The sequence below is a fragment of the Altererythrobacter sp. genome (assembly GCF_050299635.1).
Taxonomy (GTDB): domain Bacteria; phylum Pseudomonadota; class Alphaproteobacteria; order Sphingomonadales; family Sphingomonadaceae; genus Erythrobacter.
On the sequence record NZ_JBNKWF010000028.1, the window covers coordinates 16,722 to 41,599 of the forward strand.

Here is a 24,878-nt window from a genome sequence, read left to right on the forward strand (position 1 = left end):
CCCCGCTCGCATTTTTGCGGCTCCCGCTGCAGACCACTTATCAACAGGATGCGCCAAACCTTTGCCTATACTGGCGATTCTTGGTAATTTCCGCCAATGGAAAGGGACCGTAGCGAGATTGCGCTTACGCGGATCGAGGCCGCTTTGGCCCGCATCAATGCTGCCTCCGCGAAAATTCCCGCCGCCAATCCGAATGTTATGAGCCTCGTCAACAAGCACGAAGCTTTGCGCGAAGAAGTCGCTTCGACCATGCGCGACCTCGACAAACTGATCGAGGAAATCGAACAATGAGCCAGGTTTCGGTCTCGATCGGGGGACGGAGCTACACACTTGCCTGCGATCCGGGGCAGGAAGCGCAAGTGACGAAGCTGGGCGCGATCATCGATCAGAAGCTTGGCCAGCTTGGCGGCAATCTCAGCCCTTCCCCTGCGCAGAACCTGCTATTTGCAGCACTGTTGCTGGCTGACGAACTGCAGGAGGCAAAATCTGTAGGGGACGAAACCGCCCCGGCCGACCAGGCCAAACTCGAAAGGGCCTTGCGCAAGATCGAGGAGCTCAAGCTTGAGCTGGACGTCGCCCGGACCGAGCATGAAGAGGCCTTGCGCGAAAACCTCGCACTGAAACAGGCGGCAGATGCTCAACCAGAGGCGCAGGACGACAGCGCAATGGCTCATCAACTCGAACTCCTGGCCGCAGGTCTCGAAAGCTGTGCAACAATGCTTGAGGAGAAGCTTGTCGCTCCCTAGATAGGGCACGGCGGGACTGCCCGGCACGAGCCGTTTGAATATCCCTGAGGCTATAAGCAATCCAAGGGAGCTGTCCCTGCCCTGGTTTACTGGTTCGTCCGGGGGATCGGGGCATACGGCGCCCACCTGACGTTTAGGCGTCAGAGGATTTCTCGGGCAACCGACCCATGGTGGTTCCGCTACTATAATTTGCGAAGTGCAATTCTGAAGATCCGTTCGGGCTGAGCCTGTCAAAGCCCTGCACTTCTTTTTGACCGAAACCTGCGAAGGAAGAACGGCCCTTCGACAAGCTCGGGGCGAACGGTGGATACCAAGAAGCAAATACGCAAACAGCTTCGCAAGGCTCGGCGCGAACATGCAGCGTCGCTTCCCGAATCGATGCGGGGGCTGGTATTCCGCCACCCACCTGCTCCTGCGCTGGAACTGGTGCCCGATGGGGCCACGATTGGCCTTTATCGTGCCATGCCGGAGGAAGCCCCTGCCGCCGCATACACTGCCTTCTTCCATGAGCGCGGCCACACAATCGCCCTGCCCCGTATTGACGGGTTGGACCAGCCCATGACCTTCCACCTGCACACCGATCCATATGGCGAGAGCGACCTAGAAGATGGCGTAATGGGGCTGCGACAGCCCGCTGCCGACGCCCCCTCACTGGCGCCCGACGTGCTGTTCATGCCGCTGGTCGGTTTTACCGAGAGAGGTGAGCGGCTCGGCCAGGGCGGAGGATTCTATGACCGCTGGCTCGCCGCACATCCCGATACAATCGCCATTGGCATGGCGTGGGACGTGCAGCAGGTCGACGAGCTTCCTGTGGAGGCGCACGACATGCCGCTCTCCGCCATCGTCACGCCGACTCGCTTTTACGGGCCGTTCTGATGCGAACGGAACCCACATGGCGCATTCCCGCAGGCATACTGGCCCTGCTGGCTTCGCTGATCGTCTATGCGACCGTGATTGCGCGATATGTGCCGGGCGTAATCGCAGGCTGGCCGATGTGGCTACAGACCATCGCCTATGTTGTGCTCGGCGTGATCTGGCTGCTTCCGCTCAAACGTTTCCTGATCTGGATGGAGACAGGACGCTGGCATGCACCCGATGATGGATGACTGCCGAAAGCTTTCTTGAAGGTCCCAAGTGGCGCGAGTGACGAGACTTGAACTCGCGACCTCCGGCGTGACAGGCCGGCGCTCTAACCAACTGAGCTACACCCGCATAAATGGGCAAGCACCGCTTGGGAGCCGCGCCACTAAGGCTTGCGGCTGATGCTGTCAATGGCCGTTTTGGCGGTTTAATCAGTCAACAGCAAAACTGGCGTTTCGATCAACTTCTTGAGCTCCTGAATGAAGCTCGCCGCATCGTATCCATCGACCACGCGGTGGTCGCAACTGATCGAAATATTCATCAGCTTGCGCTTCTCGATTCGCTCGCCGCCCACGCCGTCAGGCACATACATCGGGCGTTCGATAATGCGGTTCGGGCCGATGATCGCAACTTCGGGCCGGTTGATGACCGGGGTTGTCGCAACGCCGCCCAGGGGACCGAGCGAAGTAACGGTTAGCGTGGAACCGGATAGCTCCTCCGACTTGGCCGAACCGTCGCGCGCAGCATTGGCAAGCCGTCCGATCTCATGGGCAAGCTGCCACAGGTTCTTCGCCTGCGCGTCGCGGATGACAGGCACCATCAGCCCGCCATCGGTCTGCGTTGCCATGCCCATGTGCACCGCACCGTGCCGGGTGACGATCCCCACCTCATCGTCATAGCGCGCATTGATCATCGGATACTGCGGAATCAGCCTGCAGACCGCGCCGATCAGCAGCGGAAGCATGGTCAGCTTCGGCTTGCTGCCACGATTGGCGTTGAGATCGGCACGCATGCGCTCGAGCTCTGTCACATCCACTTCCTCGACATAGGAGAAATGCGGGATGTTGCGTTTGGATGCAGCCATGTTCTGCGCGATGCGCTTGCGCAAACCGATGACCTTTTTCTCCTCGTCGGCGCGCGACTGGCCAACGGGGGCAAAGCCGCCGCCGGCATTGTAGGCCAGGAACTGATCGAGATCGGCGTGACGGATCCGGCCGTCAGCCGCCGGCTTCACTTCCGCGAGGTCGATACCCAGATCGCGCGCGCGCTGGCGCACTGCCGGGCTCGCGAGGACCTTGGCTTCGTGCCGCGGCTGGGGGGCCAGAGTCGGCGCTGGAAGCGGCTCGGGATGCGGGTCTGCAGCCAGCGCATCGTCGGCATCCGAAGCATCCGAAGTTTCGACCTCGATCCGCTCTTCCACCGCTTCCGACTTCGGCGCTGGAGCTTCCGCGTGTTCTTCCCCGGAGCTTCCGCTTGCTACAGTGGCCTCGCCTTCGACTTCGATCACCAGCAGCATCGCGCCCACGGAAATCGTGTCGCCCGCCTCGCCTGATACCTCCAGCACTGTGCCCGTCACCGGGCTTTCGATGTCAATCGTCGCCTTGTCGGTCATCACGTCGACAAGATGCTGGTCTTCCTCGACCGTGTCGCCCGGCTTCACATGCCATTCGACGATCTCCGCCTCGGCCACGCCTTCGCCCACATCGGGCATGTTGAATGTGAACTTGCTCATCGCGGTCAGTCCTTGAGGATCTTGTCGATGGCCTCGCCAATACGGACCGGGCCAGGGAAATAGGCCCATTCGAGGCTGTGTGGATAGGGTGTATCGAAGCCCGTCACGCGTTCAACGGGCGCTTCGAGATGGTAGAAACAGCGTTCCGTGACGAGCGCGGAAAGTTCCGCCCCAAAACCTGAAGTACGGGTCGCTTCGTGGACGATCAGGCAGCGCCCTGTCTTCTCGACCGAAGCCTCGATCGCTTCGATGTCGAGCGGCACCAGAGTGCGCAGGTCGAGGATCTCGGCATCAACGCCCTTCTCCCGGCAAACCGCTTCCGCCACATGGACCATGGTGCCATAGGCGAGCACGGTCAGGTCCTCGCCTTCGGATACCGTCCGCGCCTTGCCTAGCGGGATGCGATAGTAGCCTTCGGGCACCACGCTGTCCTTATGCTTCTTCCACGGCTCAACCGGCTTGTCGTAAAATCCGGAGAACGGCCCGTTATAGATGCGCTTCGGCTCGAAGAAGATCACCGGGTCGTTGTCTTCTATCGCCGCAATCAGCAGTCCCTTTGCATCATAGGGGGTCGCAGGGATCACCGTCTTGAGCCCCGCCACATGGGTGAACAGCGCTTCCGGGCTCTGGCTATGGGTCTGACCGCCGAAGATACCGCCACCGAAAGGCGAGCGCACAGTCAACGGCGCGATATAATCGCAGGCCGAGCGATAGCGCAGCCGCGCGGCTTCGCTGATAAGCTGATCGAGGCCGGGATAGATATAGTCCGCGAACTGGATCTCGGGCACCGGCCGCAGGCCATAGGCGCCCATCCCCACCGCCACGCCGATGATCCCGCATTCGGAAATGGGCGTGTCAAACACACGCGTCTTGCCGTGCTTTTCCTGCAGACCGGCAGTGCAGCGGAACACACCGCCGAAATAGCCCACATCCTCGCCCATCACGATCACATCGGGATCGCGGGCAAGCATGATGTCGAGCGCATCGTTGATTGCCTCGATCATGTTGATCCGGCGTTCGACAGCGGCTTCTTGTGCCGCAGCTTCCTTGACCTGCGCGCTCATTCCTCAGGCCTCCCTTCAGGCCATTTGATCAGTCGCTCGCGGTGGGCCTGCGCGGCCTGTTCCTTCAGGTGCCAGGGCAGTTCTTCGTAAACGTCCTGGAACATGGTGCGGAACGGATGGTGCAAGCCGTGGCCGAGGATGCCGTTCTTCTCGGCCTCCTTGGTCGCTGCCTTGACCCGTTCGGATGCTTCCAGATCCATCTTTTCCTGCCGTTCCAGGTCCCATTCGCCGATCGCGATGAGGTGGCGCTTCAGCCGCATGATCGGATCGCCCAGCGGCCATTCCTCGCGTTCCTGCGCGCTGCGATAGCCGGTCGGATCGTCGGAGGTGGAATGCCCCTCCGCGCGATAGGTAAAATGTTCGATCAGCGTCGGCCCGGCATTGGCGCGGGCGCGGTTGGCAGCCCAGCGCTCTGCAGCATAGACAGCCAGCGCATCGTTCCCGTCGACGCGCAGGCCAGCAATGCCGTGACCCAGCGCGCGCGCGGCGAAAGTGGTGCGTTCTGAACCGGCAAAACCCGAGAAGCTGGAAATTGCCCATTGGTTGTTGATCACGTTGAGGATCACCGGAGCGTTGTAGACCGACGCGAAGGTGCAGGCGGAGTGGAAGTCACCTTCCGCCGTCGAGCCCTCGCCCACCCAGCTTGCCGCGATCCGGCTGTCGCCCTTGATTGCGCTCGCCATCGCCCATCCCACGGCTTGCGGGCATTGCGTGGCGAGATTGCCGCTGATCGAAAAGAAGCTGTGCTCGCGGCTCGAATACATGATCGGCAGCTGGCGGCCCATCAACTTGTCCGCCTTGTTCGAATATATCTGGTTGATCATCTCGACCATCGGATAGCCGCGAGAGATCAGGATGCCTTGCTGGCGATAGCTGGGGAACACCATGTCGTCGCTGGCAAGAGCCATAGCGGCGGCAACGCTCGTCGCTTCCTCACCGGTGCATTTCATGTAGAAGCTGGTCTTGCCCTGCCGCTGGCCACGGAACATGCGCTCATCAAAGGCGCGCACCAGCGCCATATGGCCCAGCATTTCGCGCAGCGTATCCGGATCGAGCTTCGGATCCCATGGGCCCGCGGCAAGATTGTCGTCGCCCAGCACACGCACCAGGCCAAAGGCCAAGTCGCGCATATCCGACGGATCGCAGCTCTCGTCAGGTCGCGGCATATCGCCCGGTGCACCGACATCGAGATGCGAATAGTCGACCGTGTCGCCGGGGCGGAATTTCGGTTCGGGTACGTGCAGTGCCAGCGCGGGCCGGTTGCGCCCTGCAGCACCTGCACCATCAGGCCTGTCGGCCATAACAACGCTCTCCCTTCGAGAAATCGCATGAGCATCAATCTTACGCGACCACGTTATTTTATTACAAACACGCTCTCAGGTCAAGTTGGCCCCCGCTGAGGCATCCCTCAGACCGCTACAGGAGCCTTTATCGGGCCTAACGGGGCATAATCATGCACCTCGAAATCCTCGATGGCGTAGTCGAAGATGCTGGATGGCTTGCGCGTGATTTCGAGCCGTGGATGACCTTGCGGTTCGCGTGTCAGCTGCTCGGTAATGAGATGTTCGTGGTTGAGGTAGAGGTGCACATCGCCCCCCATCCACACAAGTTCGCCAGCTTCCATATCGGTCTGCTGTGCCATCATCCGGGTGAGCAGCGCCGCCGACCACAGGTTGAATGGCAGCCCTAGCGCGACGTCACAACTGCGCTGGTAGAGCAGGCAGTTGAGCCGTGCATTCTCGCCCTCGCCTGCGACATGGAACTGGTAGGTCTTGTGGCACGGCGGCAGTGCCATCCGGTCCAGCTCGGCCACATTCCAGCCTTCGATGATGTGGCGGCGGCTGCCTGGGCTGGTGCGCAGGCTTTCGACCACTTCGGCCACCTGGTTGATGCCCGGCCCCTTCTCGTAAAGCCCATCAGGCCGATAGCGATAGGTCGGCCAGTCGACCCATTGCTTGCCATAAACTGGGCCAAGATCGCCCCATTCGGCGGCAAAGGCCTCGTCATCGGCGATCCGCTGGATAAAGTCCTCCAGCGAAACGTCCTCACCCGTTTCCTTGACGTAGCGGACATGCGGCCATTCGTTCCAGATCTTTACGCCTTGCAGAACCAGCGGACGGATATTGGTATCGCCGGTGAGGAACCACAGCATTTCGCGTGTGGCTGTCTTCCAATAGACTCGCTTGGTGGTGAGCAGCGGCATCGCGCCACCATCCAGATCAAATCGCAGCATGGCGCCTGCAACCGAGCGTGTCCCCACCCCGGTGCGGTCGATCCGCTCGCTGCCGTCTTCCCAGATGCGGCGCATCAACTCTAGATACTGCCACTCAGGGTGACGCGTGGAGGTTCCGGCAGGGGGAATCGCGATGCTCGCCATAATGTGTTCCTAAACCCGCAATTGCCCGCTTGCCACCCCGGCAAACGCTGCCTATAGGGCGCGCCTTGCCTCGACCCACAACTTTGTGGGGCCGACACGGTCGGGGAGTAGCTCAGCCTGGTAGAGCACTGTCTTCGGGAGGCAGGGGCCGGAGGTTCGAATCCTCTCTCCCCGACCAGCAAATCGCGACACGAAAGTGTCTGGGAGACACTTTCGGCCGATTTGGTCCCAAGCGATAGCGCGGGAGGAAGCTCTGAGTAAGCCGTCAGTTCTCTTCGTATGTCTCGGCAATATCTGCCGCTCGCCACTGGCAGAGGCCGCGTTCCGCAAGGCAGCGGAGGACGCGGGGCTGGATGCCCATGCCGATAGCGCCGGCACCGCCGCCTACCATGTCGGCGAACCACCAGATCCGCGCAGCATCGCAACGGCGGCGCACATGGGCGTGGACATCGCGCATTATCGCGGCAGGCAGCTCGCACACCACGATTACACCAGATTCACGCACATCTTTGCGCTGGACCATTCCAATCTCGACGCGATCTTGTCGCGTATGCCTGAAGAGGCCACCGCGCATGTCGGCCTGCTGATGGATGTGGTCGAGGGCCGCGCGGGAGAGGCCGTGCCCGATCCCTATTATGGCGGCGCGGACGGGTTTCTCGAAACCTGGGCCGATGTCGATGCCGCCGCGCAGGCGCTGGTCGCCATGCTCAGGCGTGGGCTGGCTTGAGACAGGGCTTCGACTGGATCGAGCCTGCACTCGGCTCTCCCGTCACCGAGAGCGCACGTCTGGCAGGCGGGGACATCTCAGGTGCGACCAGACTTACCCTCGCAGATGGCCGCCATATCGTAGCCAAAAGCGGCCCGCTCGTACTTGCAGAGGGCGAAATGCTGCGTGCTATTGCTGAAACCGGCACGCCTGCCCCGCTAGTGTTCTACAACGGCGATGGCTGGCTGGTGATGGACGATATCGAGGCGGCACCTTCAGGTGACAGGTGGCGGACGCTTGCTGAAACGCTACGCCACCTGCACCAGCCTACCCCGGAAGCATGTGGATGGGATCAAGACTACGCCTTCGGGCCAGTCGCGATCGGAAACACGCGGAACGACAGCTGGCCACTTTTCTGGGCCGAAAACCGCCTGCTTTGTCATTGCCCGCATATCGATGAGAGCCTTGCCCGCCGCATCGAGTGCCTCGCGCATTCGATCGAAGATCTCTTGCCGCACGCCCCACCGATCTCGCTGCTTCACGGCGATTTGTGGGGCGGCAATATCATCTGGTCTGGCGAGCAAGCAGTGTTGATCGACCCAGCCTGCTATTACGGCCATCGCGAGGTTGACTGGGCCATGTTGACGCTGTTCGATCATCCGCCCGAAAGCTTCTTTGCTGCACTTGATCCAGAAGAGGGCTGGCACGAGCGGCAACCGCTCTATCGCCTATGGCCATGGCTGGTGCACCTGCGCCTGTTTGGCAGCTCCTATCGCGGTGCAGTGGAACGCGAGCTTGCCGCGCTGAGTTTTTAGATACCTTTACGACCGAAACCGGCTTCTCGCGGCATAGGCGATGCTGGAATGATCGCTGATTCCTCGCGGCGGGGTGCTTGCCTCGCCGGCCGCGCATGCGCCTCTGAGATTGCGGCGATGAGCTTCTCCAGAGGACGATGCTCGCTCGTCAGCATCTTTTCGGAAATGCTGGCATAACCCATGATGCCGAATGGCCCGTGAATCCTGAGATGGCGAGTCTTGGAAAACCAATTGACTGTGACTGTATAGATATCAATCGAGGTAACTCTATCCCAGCGCACCGTCTTGCTGCCCAGTAGACCATGAAATGTTACAATGGTGCTATCGAATTCCAGTACCTTGGCGCCGATGAGCATGTACCGCGCGAAGATCGGAAAGGTGATCGCGCCAAGACACATCAGTATGAACCCGGCAAAGGCAGCGCGACCTTCGAGTCTGGCATTGGCCCAAGCACCAAGTACTACAAAAAGACAAACCCCAACGAACATGATTATCATGCGCACTTTAGAATAATGAACAGTATTCATGATCATATACTCCCATCGAATTATGAGGTATCGCATGAGTATCTTACAATTTCACTGACAAGACTAACCGCCCCGCAGCAACTGCACGCCCCAATCGCGTTCGAACAGATAGAGCAATAGCCGGGCGGCCTTCCCCCGCTCGGACGACAGCCCGCCATCGCGCTCCATCAGCAGTCGCGCATCGGCATGGGCGGCCGGGAGCAGCCGTGTGATCTGCTCAAGATTGGCTACCCGGAAGGGCGTATCGCCCGATTGCCGCGTACCGAGCAATTCGCCGCCGCCGCGCAGTTCGAGATCTTCTTCGGCGATGCGGAAACCGTCCTGCGTCTCGCGCATCAGGGCAAGGCGACGCTTGGCCGTTTCGGAAAGCGCATTGCTTCGCAGCAGCAAACACACCGCCTGTTCGCTCCCCCGCCCTACCCGGCCGCGGAGCTGGTGCAGTTGCGCGAGCCCGAAATGCTCGGCCTGCTCGACGACAACCAGAGTTGCATTGGGCACGTCCACCCCGACTTCAATCACGGTCGTCGCGACCAGCAGGCTCGCCTCGCCCGAGACGAAACGCTCCATTGCCGCGTCCTTCTCCTCCGGCTTCATCTGCCCGTGGACGAGCACAACCGCATCTCCGAATCGATCATTTAGTGCGGCATAACGCGCTTCGGCGGCAGCAAGATCGGCAGCCTCGCTTTCGTGAACCATCGGGCAGACCCAGAAGGCCTGCTGCCCGGTTTTGAGGTGGCGCGCGACCCCGTCCACGATCTCGCCCATCCGCTCCATCGACATGACACGGGTGATGATCGGTTTGCGGCCCGGCGGCATCTCGTCGAGCCGGCTGACATCCATCTCGCCATATTGCGCCAGCGTGAGCGTGCGCGGGATCGGCGTCGCGGTCATCGCCAGAGTATGCGGCGTACGCTTGCCCTTGCTGGCGAGCTGCAAGCGCTGTTGCACGCCAAAGCGGTGCTGCTCATCCACCACCACCAGCGCCAGATCCTTGTAGGCGACGCTATCCTGGAAGATCGCGTGAGTGCCGATCACGATATCGATCGAGCCATCCATCAGCCCCATCAATATGCTTTCGCGCGCCCTTCCCTTGTCGCGGCCAGTCAGCAGCGCGACCTCGACGCCGGTCGGTGCGGCCATGCTGCGGATCGTTTCGTAATGCTGGCGTGCCAGGATCTCCGTAGGTGCGAGCAATGCCGCCTGCTTGCCCGCTTCATTGGCGATCAGCATGGCTTCGAGTGCAACCACTGTCTTGCCCGCGCCGACATCGCCTTGCAGCAGCCTCAACATCGGCGCTTCCTGCGCCAGGTCGCCCTCGATTTCACTGATCGAACGGGTCTGCGCGCCCGTTAGCGGGAACGGCAGCTGGAGTTGGCCGCGCAGGCTCCCGTCACCCCTTAGCGACTGTCCCTTGCGGCTGCGATTGTCCGCCCGCACCAGCATCAGCGCAAGCGAATTGGCCAGCAACTCGTCATAGGCAAGCCGGTCACGCGCGCTGGCATTCTCGCTCTTGTGCGCCAAGTGCATTGCATCGCGCCAAGCAGGCCAGCCCTCGCGTTCGAATTGCGAGGGTTCGATCCATTCGGGAAGTTCAGGGAGCCGCGCCAGCGCCTGTTCCACCAAACCGACAACACGCGGCTGGGTTAACCCTTCGGACAGGCCATAGACCGGCTCGTTGAGCCGCGCGAGCGCGCCGCCGCCCTCTTTCTCGACATGATCGGGATGAACGATCTGAAGCATATCGCCATAGCGGTCGAGCCTGCCCGATACCCAACGCTTCTCGCCCACCGGCAGCAGCTTCTTTGCCGTGTAGGACGCGCGCCCGAAATAGGTCAGCGCGCAGATATTGCCCACACTATCCTGCGCCAACACGCGATAGGGGCCGCGATTGTTGCGTGGCGCACGGTGTTCCACCGGCGTAAGTGCAATGACGATCTGCTCGCCCTCGCTCGCCTGGTCGAGGTCTTCGACCGGGCGCCGCGTCACGAACCGCTCCGGCAAATGATACGCCAGATCGCGCACGCGAGTGAGCCCCAGCTTGTCGAGCGGCTTCTTGATCTTCGGCCCTACGCCATCCAGCGCATCACATTCGACGAACAGCGGATTGAGTGCTTCGGGACGCATCGCATTGTCCTAACCGCTTTGCGCCTTCCTGCGAAGATGTGCCCCGCCTATTGCCAACACGTCAATTAAGGCGTCTAACGCCGCCCAGGCGGCTTTTCCGGGGTCGGGAAGCAATGCGGAACTGACACAGCCAGTCTCCTCGGGTCGTGGAACCTAACTGGGGGAGAATGAAGATGTTGAATAAGTTCGCACTCGGCCTTGCGGCTGCCGCTACCCTTGCCTTCGCTGCGCCTGCCCATGCGCAGGACGATCCTGAAGCACCACGAACCACCTACATGATTGAATACATCAAGCTAAAGGATGGATCCGGGCAACGGTGGAGCGAATTGGAGGAAAAGTATTTCGAGCCTGCTGCAGAAGCAGCCGGACTGCCCAAGGCACAAGTACACTGGCTGGTGGCCGGGCCGTGGGACATCATGATGATCTTCACGATGCCGCGTGGCATGGCCTCGCTCGACACACATGCATCGCCCGAACGCAAGGCATTCAACGAAGCTCTCGCCAAGATTGCCGGATCGGAAGAAGCGGCCAAGAAAATCACGGATGAATCCGATTCTCTTGAAACGGAAAGCATGCAGACATTCAGCCACACCCACCCGTGACAGAAGCGGCCCCTGATTACAGGTTGATTACGGGGCCGTGATCGGACAGAGGGGCGCCACTCCTGCAAGATTGGCGCCCTTTTCATGCCTCAAGCTCTTACCTTCCCTGCCCGCCTGGCCCGCGCCAAGTTTCGCGCCTGGCATCGCGGCACACGCGAAGCCGATTTCATGATCGGCGGCTATTTCGACCGCTATTCGGAAGGCTGGGACGAGGCGGCCCTCACCTGGTTCGAAGCGCTGCTGGAAGAGGACGATGTGGAGATCATGGCTTGGGCGATGCAAAGCCAGCCCGTGCCGGACTTCTTTCGCGGGCCGATGATGGATCTGATGCAGCAGCTCGATTACGTCGATATTCCGCGCTGACGCATTCGCAGTTCGACAGGTTCATCACGAGCGGTTACTTGGTAACTGAACCCGAATGACCCTCAACCCGTTTACCCCGAGCTTGTCGAAGGGCAAATGGCGGCAAACCTGTGCCTGAACACAACAAATATGCCTGATTTCTCCCGTATTCTCTCGGCCAAAAAGCCGCTTACACTGACCTCGATCGCTCGCGGTGCACAGCCGCTTGTGATGAGCGATCTGGCGCGCGCAGCGAAGGGCCGCGCGGTGTTCATCGCACCGGACGAAGCGGCGATGCGTTCTGTCAGCGAAGCCGCGCAATTCTTCGCGCCAGAACTGGAAGTTATCGAGTTCCCGGCATGGGACTGCCTCCCCTATGACCGCGCCAGCCCCGCCCTCTCTGTCAGCGCGCGTCGCCTCTCCGCACTGTTCCGGCTCCAGGCTGGGCAAAGCGACGGCACAGCAGGTTCGCAGCTGCTGGTGACTACTATCAATGCGGTGCTTCAACGCGTGCTCACGCCTTTCCGCATCCGTGAAAGCGTGCGCGAGTTCAAACCTGGCACCACGATCGGCCACCAGAGCCTGTCCGCGTTGCTGCAACGTCAGGGCTATTCACGCACGGACACGGTGATCGACCACGGCGAATATGCGCTGCGAGGTTCAATCGTCGATATCTTCCCTTCCAGCCTCGAACAGGGATTGCGGCTAGATTTCTTCGGTGACGAGCTGGAAAGCCTGCGACTGTTCGATCCGACCACGCAGATGAGCACCGGAACGCTCAAATCGCATCTGCTGCTGCCCGCCAGCGAAGCGCTGCTTGACGAAGAAACGATCAAGCGTTTCCGCAGCCGCTACCGCGAACTGTTCGGAGCCATGGCGACGCAGGATCCTCTCTACGAAGCGGTCAGCGAGGGTCGGCGGCTGGCCGGAATGGAGCATTGGCTGCCGCTGTTCGAAGAACGGCTGGCGACCCTGTTCGACTATCTCGTCGCAGATGACGTGGTGGTGATCGACAGCGCCGCACTTTCCGCCGCCGACGAGCGCTTCAAGGATATCGCCGACTACCATCAGGCTCGCCAGAAGACAGCGGGTCAGGCGGCGGGCAGCTACCGCCCGCTGGAAGACTCCACGCTCTACGTCAGTTCGGACGAATTCAGCGCTGCGCTGAAAGTTGCTCCTGTCCATCGCAGCGTCATCTTTGCCGAACCCGAAAGCGACCACGTGATCGATTTCGGCTTTGCATCGGCGCGCGATTTCGCTCCCGAGCGAGCGCGTGGCGACAATGTTTATGAATCGGCGGCCAAACATCTCGCCGCGCTGGGCAAGGCGGGCAAGCGACCCTTGCTGGCCGCCTATTCCACCGGCAGCCGCGCGCGTATTGCTTCGATCCTCAGCGAAGCAGGCTGTAAGACCAAGCTCGCCGATACATGGCAGGAAGCGCTGGGCCTCGCGGCCAAGGGACAGCCGGTGGCGACAGTGCTGCCGCTCGAAACCGGCTTCTCCAATAGCGAGCTGGAGCTGCTGACTGAACAGGACGTGCTTGGCGACCGGCTCGTCCGCCGCAAGAAACGCCGCAAGGATTCTGACGCTTTCCTGGCCGAACTGCAGGCGCTCAATCGCGGCGATCTGGTGGTCCATGTCGAGCACGGAATCGGCAAATATCTTGGGCTGGAGCCCGTCCCCGTCGGCAAGAGCCAGCATGACTGCGTGATGCTGGAGTACCGCGGCGGCGACAAGCTATACATCCCGGTCGAAAATATCGACGTTCTCAGCCGCTATGGCAGCAGCGAAGAAGCGGTCATGCTCGACCGGCTTGGCGGCGAGGCATGGCAGAAACGCCGTGCACGGCTGAAAGAACGCATCCGCGAGATCGCTGGCGAGCTGATGCTGGTCGCGGCGCAACGCGCGCTGAGGAAGGCGCCTGTGCTGGCGGCGGAGGATTCGGTCTACAACCAGTTCGTCGAGAAGTTCCCCTGGGACGAGACCGACGATCAGGATCGCGCCATCGAAGACGTATTGCGCGATCTCGAAAGCGGTCGTCCGATGGATCGGCTGGTCTGCGGCGATGTCGGTTTCGGCAAAACCGAAGTGGCACTGCGCGCGGCCTTCGTGGCGGCGATGAACGGCGAGCAGGTGGCCGTGGTCGCCCCCACCACACTGCTGGCGCGCCAGCACTACAGCAATTTCTGCGAACGATTTGCCGGCTTTCCGCTCAAGATCGGGCGCCTTTCACGGCTCGTCCCGTCAAAGGAAATGGCGGAAACGCGCGAAGGGCTGGAAAAGGGCGATGTCGATATTGTGATCGGCACCCATGCGATCCTTTCCAAGAGCACCGCCTTCCGCAATCTCGGCCTGGTGATCGTAGATGAGGAGCAGCGCTTCGGCGTCACGCACAAGGAAAGGCTCAAACAGCTTCGCGCCGATGTGCATGTGCTGACGCTTACCGCCACACCAATCCCACGTACGCTGCAGATGGCGATGACGGGCCTGCGCGAACTCTCGACCATCCAGACACCTCCCGTCGATCGGCTCGCTGTGCGCACCTATGTGATGGAATGGGACGACATGGTGATGCGTGAGGCATTGCTGCGCGAACATCACCGCGGCGGGCAGAGCTTCATTGTCGTGCCGCGCATCTCCGATATGGCCGAAGTCGAGGACTGGCTGCACGAGCATGTGCCCGAGGTGAAGTTCATTGCCGCGCATGGGCAAATGGGTGCTGGCGAAGTCGAGGAACGCATGAGCGCTTTCTACGACCGCAAATATGACGTGCTGCTATCGACCACGATCGTCGAAAGCGGGCTCGACATTCCGACGGCCAACACCATCATCATCCACCGTGCAGATCGATTTGGCCTGGCCCAGCTTTATCAGCTGCGTGGGCGCGTGGGTCGCGCGAAACTGCGCGCCTATGCCTATCTCACCTATGGCCGTGACGTGCAGCTATCCGAAGTCGCAGAAAAGCGCCTTAAGGTGCTGGGCGATCTCGACAGCCTTGGCGCCGGCTTCCAGCTTGCGAGCCACGACCTCGACATTCGCGGCGCGGGGAACCTGTTGGGCGACGAGCAATCGGGCCATATCCGCGAAGTCGGGTTCGAGCTTTACCAATCGATGCTGGAGGATGCGATCCTGGCCGCCAAGGCGGGCGAAGCGGGTCTTGCGCCGGAACGCGATTCGATCAGCCCGCAAATCACCGTCGATGCGCCGATCATGATCCCAGAGGATTACGTGCCCGATCTCGCCGTGCGCATGGCGCTCTATCGCCGACTCAACGATGCTGCCGACAAGGCGGAGATCGAAGCGCTGGCTGCAGAAATGATCGACCGCTTTGGGCCACTTCCCGATTCGACGGCCAATCTCGTCCGCCTGATCGAGATCAAGCATCAGGCAATCACGGCAAATATCGCCAAGATCGATGTCGGACCGCGCGGCACGCTGGTGACATTCCACAAGGACGATTTCCCCGATCCGGTCGGTCTCTTGTCCTATGTCGAGCGATTGAAGGACACGGCCAAGTTGCGCCCAGACATGAAGCTGGTGATCAACCGGGCATGGGGCGATCCGCAGAGCCGCCTCAACGGTCTGTTCCAGCTGACCAAGGGGCTATCGGGCATTGTCACGAAGGCAAAGAAGGGTGCGAAACAGGCCGCCTAGGGCGTCAGGCCGCCTTCGCTACCATTCGCAGCATCTCATCATTGCGCATGGGTTCGGCCTGCAGGAAGCCCTGCCAATAGGCGCAGCCCTCCGCGATCACCGCATCACGCTGAGCTTCTGTCTCGATCCCTTCGGCCACGACTTCCAGCCCAAGCGCCGCGGCAAGTTGCACAATCGCGCGCAGTACAGCGAGGTCACGTTCGTCGCGGCAGATCCCGACCACCATGGTGCGATCGAGCTTGATTGCATCGAGCGGCAGCTGCTTGAGATAGTGAAAATTGCAGAATCCCGCGCCGAAATCGTCCAGCGCAACCCGCATTCCGCTTTGTTTGAGTACGGCAAGCGCCTCCGCCGCCAGGCCGAGATCGCCCAGCAGCACGTCTTCGGTGATCTCCATCGTCAACCGGTCTGGAGCCATCTTGGATCGGCCCACCAATGACGCGAAAGCACGCGAAAAGCTGGGTTCGGCAATTTCTTCCGGCGTAACGTTCAGCGCCAATCGCAGATGTTTGGGCCATTGCGCGGCCTGCACCAGCGCTTGCGCCACAACATGGCGAGAGATGGGCGCCACCAGGCCCGCGCCTTCTGCAATGGCGAACAGGTCGCGCGCGCCGATCGTCCCCAAGGTCGGATGTTGCCAGCGCGCCAATGCCTCTGCCCCCAGGATCGCGCCGTCCCGGCAGGAAAACTGCGGCTGGAACAGAACCACGATCTCTTCATGCCCCAACGCCTTTATGAGCTCTCCCTCCAACGCCTTTGCCACAGCAGGAGAGAGCCCGCCGCTGCGCGTCGATCGCGATGGAATTGGTTTGCTTGCCATGGCACAAGGAATAGCGCTGCCGTGGTAGATTGCCTGTATAAAATCAGTTCCGTTGAAAAATGGCACAACCCACCATAGGAGTGACAACCGGAGAATTGCCGGGTCCTGCGAGACACGGGGGAGCAACCAATTGGCCAAGTCGTTGAATATCGAACATATTGCGCTGGTCGCATCGGAAACCCCCCGCGCGCAGGAGGCCTTTGCCGAGCTTTCCGGTCAGCGTGAATGGGTATCAATGGACGAAGCCGACGCAGTGGTTGTGCTGGGCGGCGACGGTTTCATGCTGCACACGCTCCACGCCATGCTTGATGCGGGGCGAGTCATACCCGCTTATGGAATGAACCTAGGCACAGTCGGCTTCCTGATGAATCGCTACCGCAATGGCGCGAACCTGGACAAACGGCTAGCGAAGGCTCGCGCAATGGCCATAGCGCCCTTGCGCATGCACGCGGTAACGCAAACCGGCGCGACCTGCGATTGGCGCGCGATCAACGAGGTTTCCCTGCTGCGTGAAACGCGCCAGACGGCAAAGATAGAAGTCTCCGTAGATGACCGCGTGCGGATCGAGGAGCTGGTTTGCGACGGTGTGCTTGTTGCGACTCCCGCCGGTTCGACCGCCTACAACCTGTCCGCCAATGGCCCCATCCTGCCACTCGATTCGCAGCTTCTCGCGCTCACTCCGATCAGTGCATTCCGGCCGCGCCGCTGGAGCGGTGCGATCCTGCCCGATCGCAGCGCGATCAAATTCCGCGTGCGCGAGCCGGAAAAACGCCCCGTTTCGGTCGTCGCAGATCAGAAGGAACTGCGTGATATTGCAGAGGTTTCGCTGGAAATCGCGCGCGAGAACGAGCTGACGTTACTGTTCGATCCCGGCCATGCGCTGGACGAACGTATCGTCGCCGAACAGTTCGTAACCTGAGAGCCCGCAAGTGACGCAAAACGGGGGTTGCAAAGCCCTCGCCTCGCCCATATAGGCTCGCCTCCGCCCTCCTCCATACCGCTTGGAGGGCTGCTCCCCGATAGCTCAGCGGTAGAGTAGGTGACTGTTAATCACTTGGTCGTTGGTTCGAATCCAACTCGGGGAGCCATTTTAATCCATAAATCAACAGCATTGGGCCGTAGAGGCGCTTAACCCATGCGCGCGCGCCGATCCCATTGCGGGACACGCCCGGTTAACGCGATAGGGACTGTGATTGCACGCGGGCATGTTCCTTGCTGCCGAAAGGAGGCAAGCGCCATGTCGCAATATACATTCCGCTCGAGCGCCCCCGACAGGTGGAGCAGTCCGCGCCCGACCTCGAATCCGCTCCTGCGCGAGCACCACTACGGGCCCGTGCTGCCGATGGAAGAAGAGCCCGGATTCTTCGCCCGGCTGTTTGGAGCGCGCTAGAGGGCATCCAGCGCTGTGTAATACTTTCTCAGCGACTGGACGGTAAATGCGATGCCGTTATTCATTAACGGCAATTCGCCAATCGCCCGAAAGAGACGCACTTGCTGAGGATATCCTATCCCGTTGCATTGGGGCTGGTAGCATTCCTTGCCCTGCTGCCGACCGGCATAGCGCTCGCGTTCTTCGATGGGCCAGAATGGCTCTATGGATTGCCATTCTCGCAGCAGGTGATTGCGATTGCCGCGCTGGCCACGATTGGCGCGATATGCCTCATCCTGTTTGAAGCGCTGCGTGCAAGGGAAGCGAGCCCTACCCGATATCTTGTTGCGCGCGTCCAGGAACGCCCATCTCTGGTCTTAACGCCACCAGGGCTTATCCTGCTCGCAGCCTATCCGAGCAGCGCCTTTTCCTACCTCAAGGACGCAATTCCCAAATACGTGCCCTTCTACAGCGATCCCTTATTCGTGATGGCAGATCGCTGGCTGTTCCTGGGACATGATCCGTGGCGTGTCTCGCATGCTTTGCTAGGCGACTATGGCACCATCTTCCTCGACAAGGTCTATATTGCCTGGTTCAGCCTGATCCCCTTCCTGGGGGCTGCAATCGTCGCTTCAAGCGATCGTACTTTCCAACTGCGCGGAATCCTGACCCTGTTCTTCATCTGGATCGGCCTTGGCGCCTTCGCCGCCATGGCGCTCTCTTCCAGCGGGCCGGTGTTCTATCAGGAGTTCTACGGTTCGGACTATTACGTTCCGTTGATGACGGAGTTGCGCCGCGCCGACTCCATTTCGCCACTGGCCATGTTGCCAATCGCCGATTGGCTGCTGGAAATGCGCGAAAGCGGCCAGATGGGCAGCGGAATCTCCGCCATGCCATCGGTCCATGTGGCGATCGCCTATTTCACCTATCTTGTAGTGTGGGAGAAATATCGCAAAGCCTGGGCTGTCGCAGCGGCCGGATGTTTCACGCTGCTGATCTGGATCGGCAGCTTCCACCTCGCATGGCATTATGCCTGGGATGGCATTGTTTCAATCATCTGCGTCTGGGCATTCTGGCGCCTTCTCGGCCGCGTCGAGATCAAGCAACTCGAGCCTGACATCAGGCCCCTACCCGCCGTACAAGAGACGTAACCCGACCCAGATCACCAGTGCAGCCGTCATCCACCGGATCACGCGTTGCGGCAGGAATCGCACTGCCATGAAACTGCCGATCTGGCCGCCAACCGCCACGGCAATCAGCAGCGGAAGCCCGCTCTCCACGGCGGCGCCCAACATGCCGCTGCCGTTCTTGATCAGCTGCCCGACAAGTCCAAATCCCGAGTTTACCAGGATAAAGAAGCTGGCCGTGGCCGCCACCGCATGAGCATCGCGCCAGCGAGTAAGATGCAGCAGTGGCGCGAGAAAAATGCCTCCACCAATGCCCACCAGCCCGGCCAGATAGCCGATTGGCGCAGCCACCAGTGGCATAAAGCGCGCCAGCCTGGTGGGCCGGGCTTCATCGCTTTGCGTAATCGGCAACAGCATGGTCAGCCCGGTCAGCAACAGGCTCACACCCAAAATGGTGAGGAAAGCATCTTCGCCAATCGGTGTCAGTCCTCCGAGAAACGCGGCTGGGGCCGCGATCGCAGTGAGCAGCGCCGCTCCACGCCATGGTGTGACCTTTGCGCGAGCAAATCGCACGCTGCCGCCCGCCACCACCACCAGGTTGCAGGACAGCGCCAGCACCGGCAGCAGGCGATAATCCATGCCGGAAAGCGCCAGCAGCGCATTGTAGGTCGATCCACCACCGAACCCGACCGCAGCATAAAGGACGGCGGTGACGAAAAAGGCGGCGGCTAGCAACGGCATCGCGGCTCCCTATCGGGCGAATGGGCTTCATGCTAGTGGCTTTGGAAGAGAGAAAGGACCGCACGGGAAATGCAGGCGAACACGATCGAACTGAACGCCCCGCTTACTCGTGCGATGCATGATGGGGCTGACCGGATCGGCGACATCACCGCCGACGCCTTCCGCAACGATCCCTTCAACCGTTGGCTGTTCGGCAATTTCAGAGCGATGGAAATCGCCTTTATTGGGCTGGCGAGACACCTCTATACCAGGCGCGGCTTCTGCTACCGATTGGGAGACGAAGGTGCGGCAATGTGGATGCTGCCCGGTGGTGACAGCTCGCTTCCACTCATTACGCTTCCGACATTGCTACGTTCGATCATGGCCAGCAGCCGCGGCGGTTTCACGCGCATCCGGCGCACGACGGAAGCGATGGAGGCACATCATCCGCAATTCCCGCACGCCTATCTCTTCACCATCGGTGTACGCCAAACGGCACAGGGAAAGGGATTGGGCCGCGAGCTGTTCAAGCCGATGCTGGAAGCATGCGACCGCGAAGGCGTACCCGCCTACCTGGAAAACTCAAATCCCGAAAATCGCGGGTTCTACAACGCGCATGGTTTCGAGCGGGTCGAGATGATCTACCCGGTTGAAGGGTGCCCTCCGCTCGAAGCCATGCTGCGCAAACCGCGCTGACGGCGTAACCAAATCCCCTCAGGCCGCCTTGCCTCCTGCGGCACCATGGCAATGCTTGTACTTGTTGCCCGAACCGCATGGGCACGGCGCATTGCGGCTGATCTCCATGCCGGCATAGGGATCTTCGCTCGCAGCACCACCTGGCCCCACAGCCGCACGCGGCGAACCGGCAAGCGAGCCAAACAGTTCAGGACGCTCGAAAGAGCCATCGCCATCATTCGAATTTTCCAATCCGCTGAACGGATCGATGTGGCCGGTGAGGAAATCGGGCAGGTCGGGAAGGTCCTGAGTCTCGATTGGAGGCGCGGCGCGAATTTCTGCCTTGACCAGAATCTTGGTGACGTCCTCGCGCAGCGTGTCGAGCAGGCGCTCGAACAGGCCAAATGCTTCCTGCTTGTATTCGTTGATCGGTTGCTTTTGCGCGTAGGCGCGCAGGAACACGACCTGCCGCAGAGCATCCAGCGTCGCGAGGTGTTCCTTCCAGTGGTAGTCGAGCCGCTCCAGCAGCACGCTCTTTTCAATCTGGCGCCACATGGCGGAATCATGTGTGGCGATCTTCCTTTCCATGATCTCGTCAGTCTGTTCGCGGATACGCTCCTCGATCAGCTCGGGCTCGACATGGTCTTCTTCCATCCATGCATCGATCGGAGGAGCTATGCCGAGGATATCCTCGACCCGCTCCTTCAGCCCTTCGATATTCCACTGCTCGGGATAGGATCCCGGCGGGCAGGCATCGCTGACGATGGCGTTGATCGTATCATGCCGCATGTCGAGCACGACATCGTCGACCATATCGGCCTCCATGATCTCGCCGCGCTGCTCGTAGATCACCTTGCGCTGGTCGTTCATCACATCGTCGTACTGAACGACCTGCTTGCGCACGTCATAATTGCGCGCCTCGACCTTCTTCTGCGCGGTCTCGATCGCCTTTGACAGCCACTTGGACCCGATCGCCTCGCCATCGGCCAGGTTCGAATTCATCATCTTGGAGAACAGCGTGTCCGGACCAAAGATGCGCAGCAGATCGTCTTCAAGGCAGAGATAGAAACGCGACAGGCCCGGGTCACCCTGACGGCCCGAACGGCCGCGAAGCTGGTTGTCGATCCGGCGGCTTTCGTGCCGTTCGGTACCGAGCACGAACAATCCGCCCGCTTCCAGAACTCTCTGCTTTTCCGCTTCAACTTCGGCCTTGATCCGGTCGATTTCGAGCTGGCGCTTGGGATCGTCTTCGGAAAGCTCAGCCAGCTCGTCGCCAATGCGGAACTCGGCATTGCCGCCAAGCTGAATGTCGGTGCCGCGACCAGCCATGTTGGTGGCAATGGTCACCGCACCGATGCGCCCGGCCTGCGCCACGATATGGGCTTCGCGCTCGTGCTGGCGCGCATTGAGCACTTCGTGTTTCACACCTTCCTTCTCAAGGAACTGGCTGAGAAGCTCCGATTTCTCGATCGAGACCGTACCAACCAGCACTGGCTGGCCGATCTCGTTCTTCTCCTTGATCGCCTTGGCAATGGCGCCGAACTTGTCGAGCGTGTTTTTGTAGAACTCGTCTTCCTCGTCGATCCGCTGGATCGGCACATTGGTGGGGATCTCCACCACATTCATCTTGTAGATGTCCCAGAACTCGGCCGCTTCGGTCGCTGCGGTGCCGGTCATGCCCGACAGTTTGGGATACATGCGGAAGTAGTTCTGGAAGGTGATCGATGCCATGGTCTGGTTCTCAGGCTCGATCTTGACGCCCTCCTTGGCCTCGACCGCCTGGTGCAGACCATTCGACCAACGCCGGCCGTCCATCATGCGTCCAGTGAACTCGTCAATGATCACGACCTTGTCGTCCTTGACGATGTAGTCGGTGTCCTTCTTGAACATGTGGACAGCCTTCAGGGCCTGGTCCATGTGGTGGACGACCTGCGTGTTCTCGACATCGTATAGATTGTCGGTTTCGAGGAGCCCCTTCTCGATCAGCAGCTTCTCGATTTCCTCGGTGCCATCTTCGGTCAGCTGGATACTCTTGGTCTTCTCGTCCTTCTCGAACCAATCCTCGGGGATGCCTTTCACCACCTCGTCGAGAGCGACATAGAGGTCGGACTTGTCTTCGGTCGGACCCGAGATGATCAGCGGCGTACGTGCTTCGTCGATCAGGATCGAGTCGACTTCGTCAACGATTGCAAAATTGAAGGGACGCTGCACCATCTCGCTGCGCGAATGCTTCATATTGTCGCGCAGATAGTCGAAACCGAACTCGTTATTGGTGCCGTAGGTGATATCGGCATTGTAGCTCTCGCGCCGCTGGTGCTCGCCAAGGTTGGGCACGATCACGCCAACGCTCAGGCCCAGCCAGTTGTAGAGCCGCCCCATCCATTCTGCGTCGCGGCTGGCGAGATAATCGTTGACGGTGACTACGTGAACGCCCTTGCCCTCGATTGCGTTCAGATAAGTTGCCAGCGTCGCCACCAGCGTCTTGCCCTCGCCCGTCTTCATCTCGGAGATTTCACCACGATGAAGCACGATGCCGCCAATCATCTGGACATCGAAATGCCGCATACCCAGAACCCGGACCGACGCCTCGCGCACGGTTGCGAATGCTTCGGGCAGAATATCGTCAAGCGATGCGCCCTCGTCCATCTGGCGGCGGAATTTGTCCGTTTGCGCCTTCAGCTCCTCATCGGAAAGAGCCTGAATCTGCGGCTCCAGAGCATTGATTTGATTAACAATCTTCCCCATCGATTTGACGTAGCGGTCGTTCGACGAGCCGAAGATGGATTTGGCGATGGTTTGGAACATGAATGTGGTCCTGTGGGTGACGGACGGGCCGTAACGATTGGATATGCGGGAATCGGCAGCCCCGCGCATTGGCGCCAGCTACCGGAAGAAATGGAGTTGCGCGGTCAGGCGCTATTCGAAGGCTCGGTCGGCCCCGAATTGCACCGTCGGTATGTGAATCCGGATCTTGCGTTGCGTAGATCCCGGGGTCGCACGCGGTTCGCGGACCGGCATGACCGGCGACGGTGAAGTGCTGGGGCAATCCTGCAGGGCTTCGGCCTGCTGGGCCACCAGGCTAGCGCCGATTTCTCCTGTCGTTGCCTCGGCCAAGGCGGGACTCGAAGGCGCGCCAATGGCGGCAAGTCCTGATAAAAGCGCAAGGCAGGCGAGCAGGCGGCGTAGCATGATGGCGCGGAATATAGTCCCTTGGCCTCAATTCGTCCACCGCATTACCGCATTTACTGTGCAGTGAAGCGCTCTTACAGGCGGAGCCATGGATCTCGAAGCTTCGCCCCTCGCTCTGCCCTTCCCCGACCTCCCTTCGATCGAGGGGGTGACGCTGCGCGTTTCCAAAGCGCGATACAAGGATTGGGCCAATGACCCTGAACGTGCCGACCTGACCTTTGCCGAGCTGGCGGAAGGAACAGCAGTCGCGGGTGTCTTTACGCAAAGCGCCTGCGCATCTTCCGAGGTGGAGATGGGCCGCGAGCAGGTGAAGCAGGGCCGCGCGCGGGCGCTGATTGTCAATGCAGGCAATTCGAACGCCTTCACCGGCTATCGCGGGCGCGAGGCTGTCGACCAGATCATTACGCAAGTGGCCGGGCATCTGGGTTGCGCGCAGGACGAAGTGTTCGTCTCCTCGACCGGCGTAATCGGCGTGCCGCTGCCCAAGGACAAGGCGCGCGAAGGGGTCGCGAAAGCGCTGGAGGCCGCGCCCTGCGGCTGGATCGACGCCACCAATGCGATCGGCACGACCGACACTTTCCCAAAGGCAGCGAAAGCAAGCGCGGTAGTGGACGGCAAGACAGTGGAGCTGGTCGGCATTATCAAGGGCAGCGGCATGATCGCGCCCGACATGGCGACCATGCTCGGCTATATCTTCACCGATGCGGCGGTTGAGCCCGCTTTCCTGCAGGCATTGCTGGCCGATGCAAACACGCGCACATTCTCATGCATCACAGTCGATGGCGACACTTCGACCAGCGACACTGTGCTCGCTTTTGCGACAGGCAAGGCGGGCAACGCTCCGCTCGCCAATTTCGAGAGTGTGGGTGCGGATGCCTTTGCCGCCGCACTGGAGGACATCTGCCGTCAGCTCGCACAGCTGGTGGTCCGCGACGGCGAAGGCGCGAGCAAGTTCATCGCGATCCGCATTACTGGCGCGGCCTCTGATGAAAGTGCGCACCGCGTCGGCATGTCGATCGCCAATTCACCGCTGGTCAAGACAGCAATCGCGGGCGAAGACGCCAATTGGGGCCGCGTGGTTATGGCCGTGGGCAAGGCAGGCGAGCCTGCAGACCGTGACAAGCTCTCGATCGCGTTCGGCGGAATCTGGTCCGCGAAACACGGCCTTCCGGTTGAGGATTATGACGAGGCTCCGGTGGCTGAGCATCTCAAGGGGCAGGATATCGACATCACCGTCGATCTCGGCATTGGCGAGGGCCAAGCCACGGTGTGGACCTGCGACCTGACCCACGGTTACATCTCGATCAACGCCGATTACCGTTCGTGATGTGGTGGGTATGAACCCGCTCGATCACGACATTCAGCGCCTGATGCGCCGGGTTAGCGACAGCATCATCCTGCCGCGCTTCCGCAATCTTTCCGGCGATC

The 24,878-nt window shown here is 60.7% G+C and carries 23 protein-coding genes, 3 tRNA genes and 1 other RNA gene; 17 read left to right on the top strand and 10 right to left on the bottom strand.

Annotated features, from left to right (window positions below; translation table 11 throughout):
* Positions 1–96 precede the first annotated feature (96 nt).
* From ACQY6C_RS13070 to ACQY6C_RS13090, 5 genes are all read left to right on the top strand, one after another.
* Entirely contained in the window at positions 97–291 is a 195-nt protein-coding gene (locus ACQY6C_RS13070; RefSeq protein ID WP_427969434.1) for a hypothetical protein, read from the top strand.
* On the top strand, positions 288–746 hold the full coding sequence (locus tag ACQY6C_RS13075) for a cell division protein ZapA (protein WP_427969436.1): 459 nt from the start codon (positions 288–290) through the stop codon (positions 744–746). Before ACQY6C_RS13070 ends, ACQY6C_RS13075 begins: the two co-directional genes overlap by 4 nt.
* Positions 747–756: 10 nt before the next feature.
* A non-coding RNA gene (gene ssrS, locus ACQY6C_RS13080) (6S RNA) lies at positions 757–927 on the top strand.
* Between the two features lie 122 nt (positions 928–1,049).
* Positions 1,050–1,622, top strand: a complete 573-nt coding sequence (locus ACQY6C_RS13085; protein WP_427969438.1) for a 5-formyltetrahydrofolate cyclo-ligase — start codon at positions 1,050–1,052, stop codon at positions 1,620–1,622.
* On the top strand, positions 1,622–1,852 hold the full coding sequence (locus ACQY6C_RS13090) for a DUF2842 domain-containing protein (RefSeq protein ID WP_427969440.1): 231 nt from the start codon (positions 1,622–1,624) through the stop codon (positions 1,850–1,852). Before ACQY6C_RS13085 ends, ACQY6C_RS13090 begins: the two co-directional genes overlap by 1 nt.
* 29 nt (positions 1,853–1,881) lie before the next feature.
* Here the strand turns inward: ACQY6C_RS13090 and ACQY6C_RS13095 are convergent.
* From ACQY6C_RS13095 to thyA, 5 genes are all read right to left on the bottom strand, one after another.
* A tRNA-Asp gene (locus tag ACQY6C_RS13095) sits at positions 1,882–1,958 on the bottom strand.
* Positions 1,959–2,034: 76 nt separating this feature from the next.
* Positions 2,035–3,339 (bottom strand): dihydrolipoamide acetyltransferase family protein, encoded by a 1,305-nt coding sequence (locus tag ACQY6C_RS13100; protein ID WP_427969442.1) that lies wholly within the window; start codon positions 3,337–3,339, stop codon positions 2,035–2,037.
* A 5-nt stretch (positions 3,340–3,344) separates the two neighbouring features.
* Positions 3,345–4,403, bottom strand: coding sequence for an alpha-ketoacid dehydrogenase subunit beta (locus tag ACQY6C_RS13105; RefSeq protein ID WP_427969444.1), 1,059 nt, complete (start codon positions 4,401–4,403; stop codon positions 3,345–3,347).
* A complete protein-coding gene (locus tag ACQY6C_RS13110; protein ID WP_427969446.1) occupies positions 4,400–5,704 on the bottom strand; it encodes a 3-methyl-2-oxobutanoate dehydrogenase (2-methylpropanoyl-transferring) subunit alpha in 1,305 nt (434 codons plus the stop codon). The genes ACQY6C_RS13105 and ACQY6C_RS13110 overlap by 4 nt, the downstream gene beginning before the upstream one ends.
* A gap of 107 nt (positions 5,705–5,811) precedes the next feature.
* Positions 5,812–6,780 carry a thymidylate synthase gene (gene thyA, locus ACQY6C_RS13115; RefSeq protein ID WP_427969448.1) on the bottom strand — a complete coding sequence of 323 codons (969 nt, stop codon included), beginning with the start codon at positions 6,778–6,780 and terminating at the stop codon, positions 5,812–5,814.
* Positions 6,781–6,881: 101 nt separating this feature from the next.
* On the opposite strand from thyA, the gene ACQY6C_RS13120 reads away from it, so the two are divergent.
* From ACQY6C_RS13120 to ACQY6C_RS13130, 3 genes are all read left to right on the top strand, one after another.
* A tRNA-Pro gene (locus ACQY6C_RS13120) sits at positions 6,882–6,958 on the top strand.
* Between the two features lie 75 nt (positions 6,959–7,033).
* A complete protein-coding gene (locus ACQY6C_RS13125; protein ID WP_427969475.1) occupies positions 7,034–7,507 on the top strand; it encodes a low molecular weight protein-tyrosine-phosphatase in 474 nt (157 codons plus the stop codon).
* A complete protein-coding gene (locus tag ACQY6C_RS13130; protein WP_427969450.1) occupies positions 7,504–8,301 on the top strand; it encodes a fructosamine kinase family protein in 798 nt (265 codons plus the stop codon). Before ACQY6C_RS13125 ends, ACQY6C_RS13130 begins: the two co-directional genes overlap by 4 nt.
* Here ACQY6C_RS13130 and ACQY6C_RS13135 read toward each other — a convergent pair.
* Both ACQY6C_RS13135 and recG read right to left on the bottom strand, forming a co-directional pair.
* Positions 8,298–8,828 (bottom strand): hypothetical protein, encoded by a 531-nt coding sequence (locus tag ACQY6C_RS13135; RefSeq protein ID WP_427969451.1) that lies wholly within the window; start codon positions 8,826–8,828, stop codon positions 8,298–8,300. The two genes, ACQY6C_RS13130 and ACQY6C_RS13135, sit on opposite strands and share 4 nt — an antisense overlap.
* 63 nt (positions 8,829–8,891) lie before the next feature.
* Positions 8,892–10,952, bottom strand: coding sequence for an ATP-dependent DNA helicase RecG (recG, locus tag ACQY6C_RS13140; RefSeq protein ID WP_427969452.1), 2,061 nt, complete (start codon positions 10,950–10,952; stop codon positions 8,892–8,894).
* A 173-nt stretch (positions 10,953–11,125) separates the two neighbouring features.
* Here recG and ACQY6C_RS13145 point away from each other — a divergent pair, with 173 nt between their 5' ends.
* The 3 genes from ACQY6C_RS13145 to mfd all read left to right on the top strand — a co-directional run bounded on the left by ACQY6C_RS13145 (position 11,126) and on the right by mfd (position 15,550).
* Positions 11,126–11,554, top strand: coding sequence for a hypothetical protein (locus ACQY6C_RS13145; RefSeq protein WP_427969454.1), 429 nt, complete (start codon positions 11,126–11,128; stop codon positions 11,552–11,554).
* A gap of 84 nt (positions 11,555–11,638) precedes the next feature.
* Entirely contained in the window at positions 11,639–11,917 is a 279-nt protein-coding gene (locus ACQY6C_RS13150; RefSeq protein WP_427969456.1) for a succinate dehydrogenase assembly factor 2, read from the top strand.
* A gap of 129 nt (positions 11,918–12,046) precedes the next feature.
* Positions 12,047–15,550 (top strand): transcription-repair coupling factor, encoded by a 3,504-nt coding sequence (gene mfd, locus ACQY6C_RS13155; RefSeq protein ID WP_427969458.1) that lies wholly within the window; start codon positions 12,047–12,049, stop codon positions 15,548–15,550.
* Positions 15,551–15,554: 4 nt separating this feature from the next.
* On the opposite strand, the gene ACQY6C_RS13160 is transcribed toward mfd, so the two are convergent.
* On the bottom strand, positions 15,555–16,370 hold the full coding sequence (locus tag ACQY6C_RS13160; RefSeq protein WP_427969460.1) for an EAL domain-containing protein: 816 nt from the start codon (positions 16,368–16,370) through the stop codon (positions 15,555–15,557).
* A 130-nt stretch (positions 16,371–16,500) separates the two neighbouring features.
* Here ACQY6C_RS13160 and ACQY6C_RS13165 point away from each other — a divergent pair, with 130 nt between their 5' ends.
* The 4 genes from ACQY6C_RS13165 to ACQY6C_RS13180 all read left to right on the top strand — a co-directional run bounded on the left by ACQY6C_RS13165 (position 16,501) and on the right by ACQY6C_RS13180 (position 18,890).
* Entirely contained in the window at positions 16,501–17,289 is a 789-nt protein-coding gene (locus ACQY6C_RS13165; RefSeq protein ID WP_427969462.1) for an NAD kinase, read from the top strand.
* Positions 17,290–17,383: 94 nt separating this feature from the next.
* Positions 17,384–17,458: transfer RNA gene (locus ACQY6C_RS13170), tRNA-Asn, on the top strand.
* Between the two features lie 149 nt (positions 17,459–17,607).
* Positions 17,608–17,760: a hypothetical protein gene (locus ACQY6C_RS13175; RefSeq protein WP_427969464.1), complete on the top strand. Its 153-nt coding sequence runs from the start codon at positions 17,608–17,610 to the stop codon at positions 17,758–17,760.
* Positions 17,761–17,861: 101 nt separating this feature from the next.
* Positions 17,862–18,890, top strand: a complete 1,029-nt coding sequence (locus ACQY6C_RS13180) for a phosphatase PAP2 family protein (RefSeq protein ID WP_427969466.1) — start codon at positions 17,862–17,864, stop codon at positions 18,888–18,890.
* On the opposite strand, the gene ACQY6C_RS13185 is transcribed toward ACQY6C_RS13180, so the two are convergent.
* Positions 18,867–19,607, bottom strand: a complete 741-nt coding sequence (locus ACQY6C_RS13185) for a sulfite exporter TauE/SafE family protein (RefSeq protein ID WP_427969468.1) — start codon at positions 19,605–19,607, stop codon at positions 18,867–18,869. The genes ACQY6C_RS13180 and ACQY6C_RS13185 overlap by 24 nt on opposite strands.
* A gap of 69 nt (positions 19,608–19,676) precedes the next feature.
* On the opposite strand from ACQY6C_RS13185, the gene ACQY6C_RS13190 reads away from it, so the two are divergent.
* Positions 19,677–20,282, top strand: a complete 606-nt coding sequence (locus ACQY6C_RS13190; protein ID WP_427969469.1) for a GNAT family N-acetyltransferase — start codon at positions 19,677–19,679, stop codon at positions 20,280–20,282.
* 18 nt (positions 20,283–20,300) lie between these two features.
* Here ACQY6C_RS13190 and secA read toward each other — a convergent pair whose 3' ends face one another.
* Positions 20,301–23,066, bottom strand: a complete 2,766-nt coding sequence (gene secA / locus ACQY6C_RS13195; protein WP_427969471.1) for a preprotein translocase subunit SecA — start codon at positions 23,064–23,066, stop codon at positions 20,301–20,303.
* A 472-nt stretch (positions 23,067–23,538) separates the two neighbouring features.
* Between secA and argJ the strand changes: the two genes are divergently transcribed.
* Positions 23,539–24,777: a bifunctional glutamate N-acetyltransferase/amino-acid acetyltransferase ArgJ gene (gene argJ / locus ACQY6C_RS13200; protein WP_427969473.1), complete on the top strand. Its 1,239-nt coding sequence runs from the start codon at positions 23,539–23,541 to the stop codon at positions 24,775–24,777.
* Positions 24,778–24,878 lie beyond the last annotated feature (101 nt).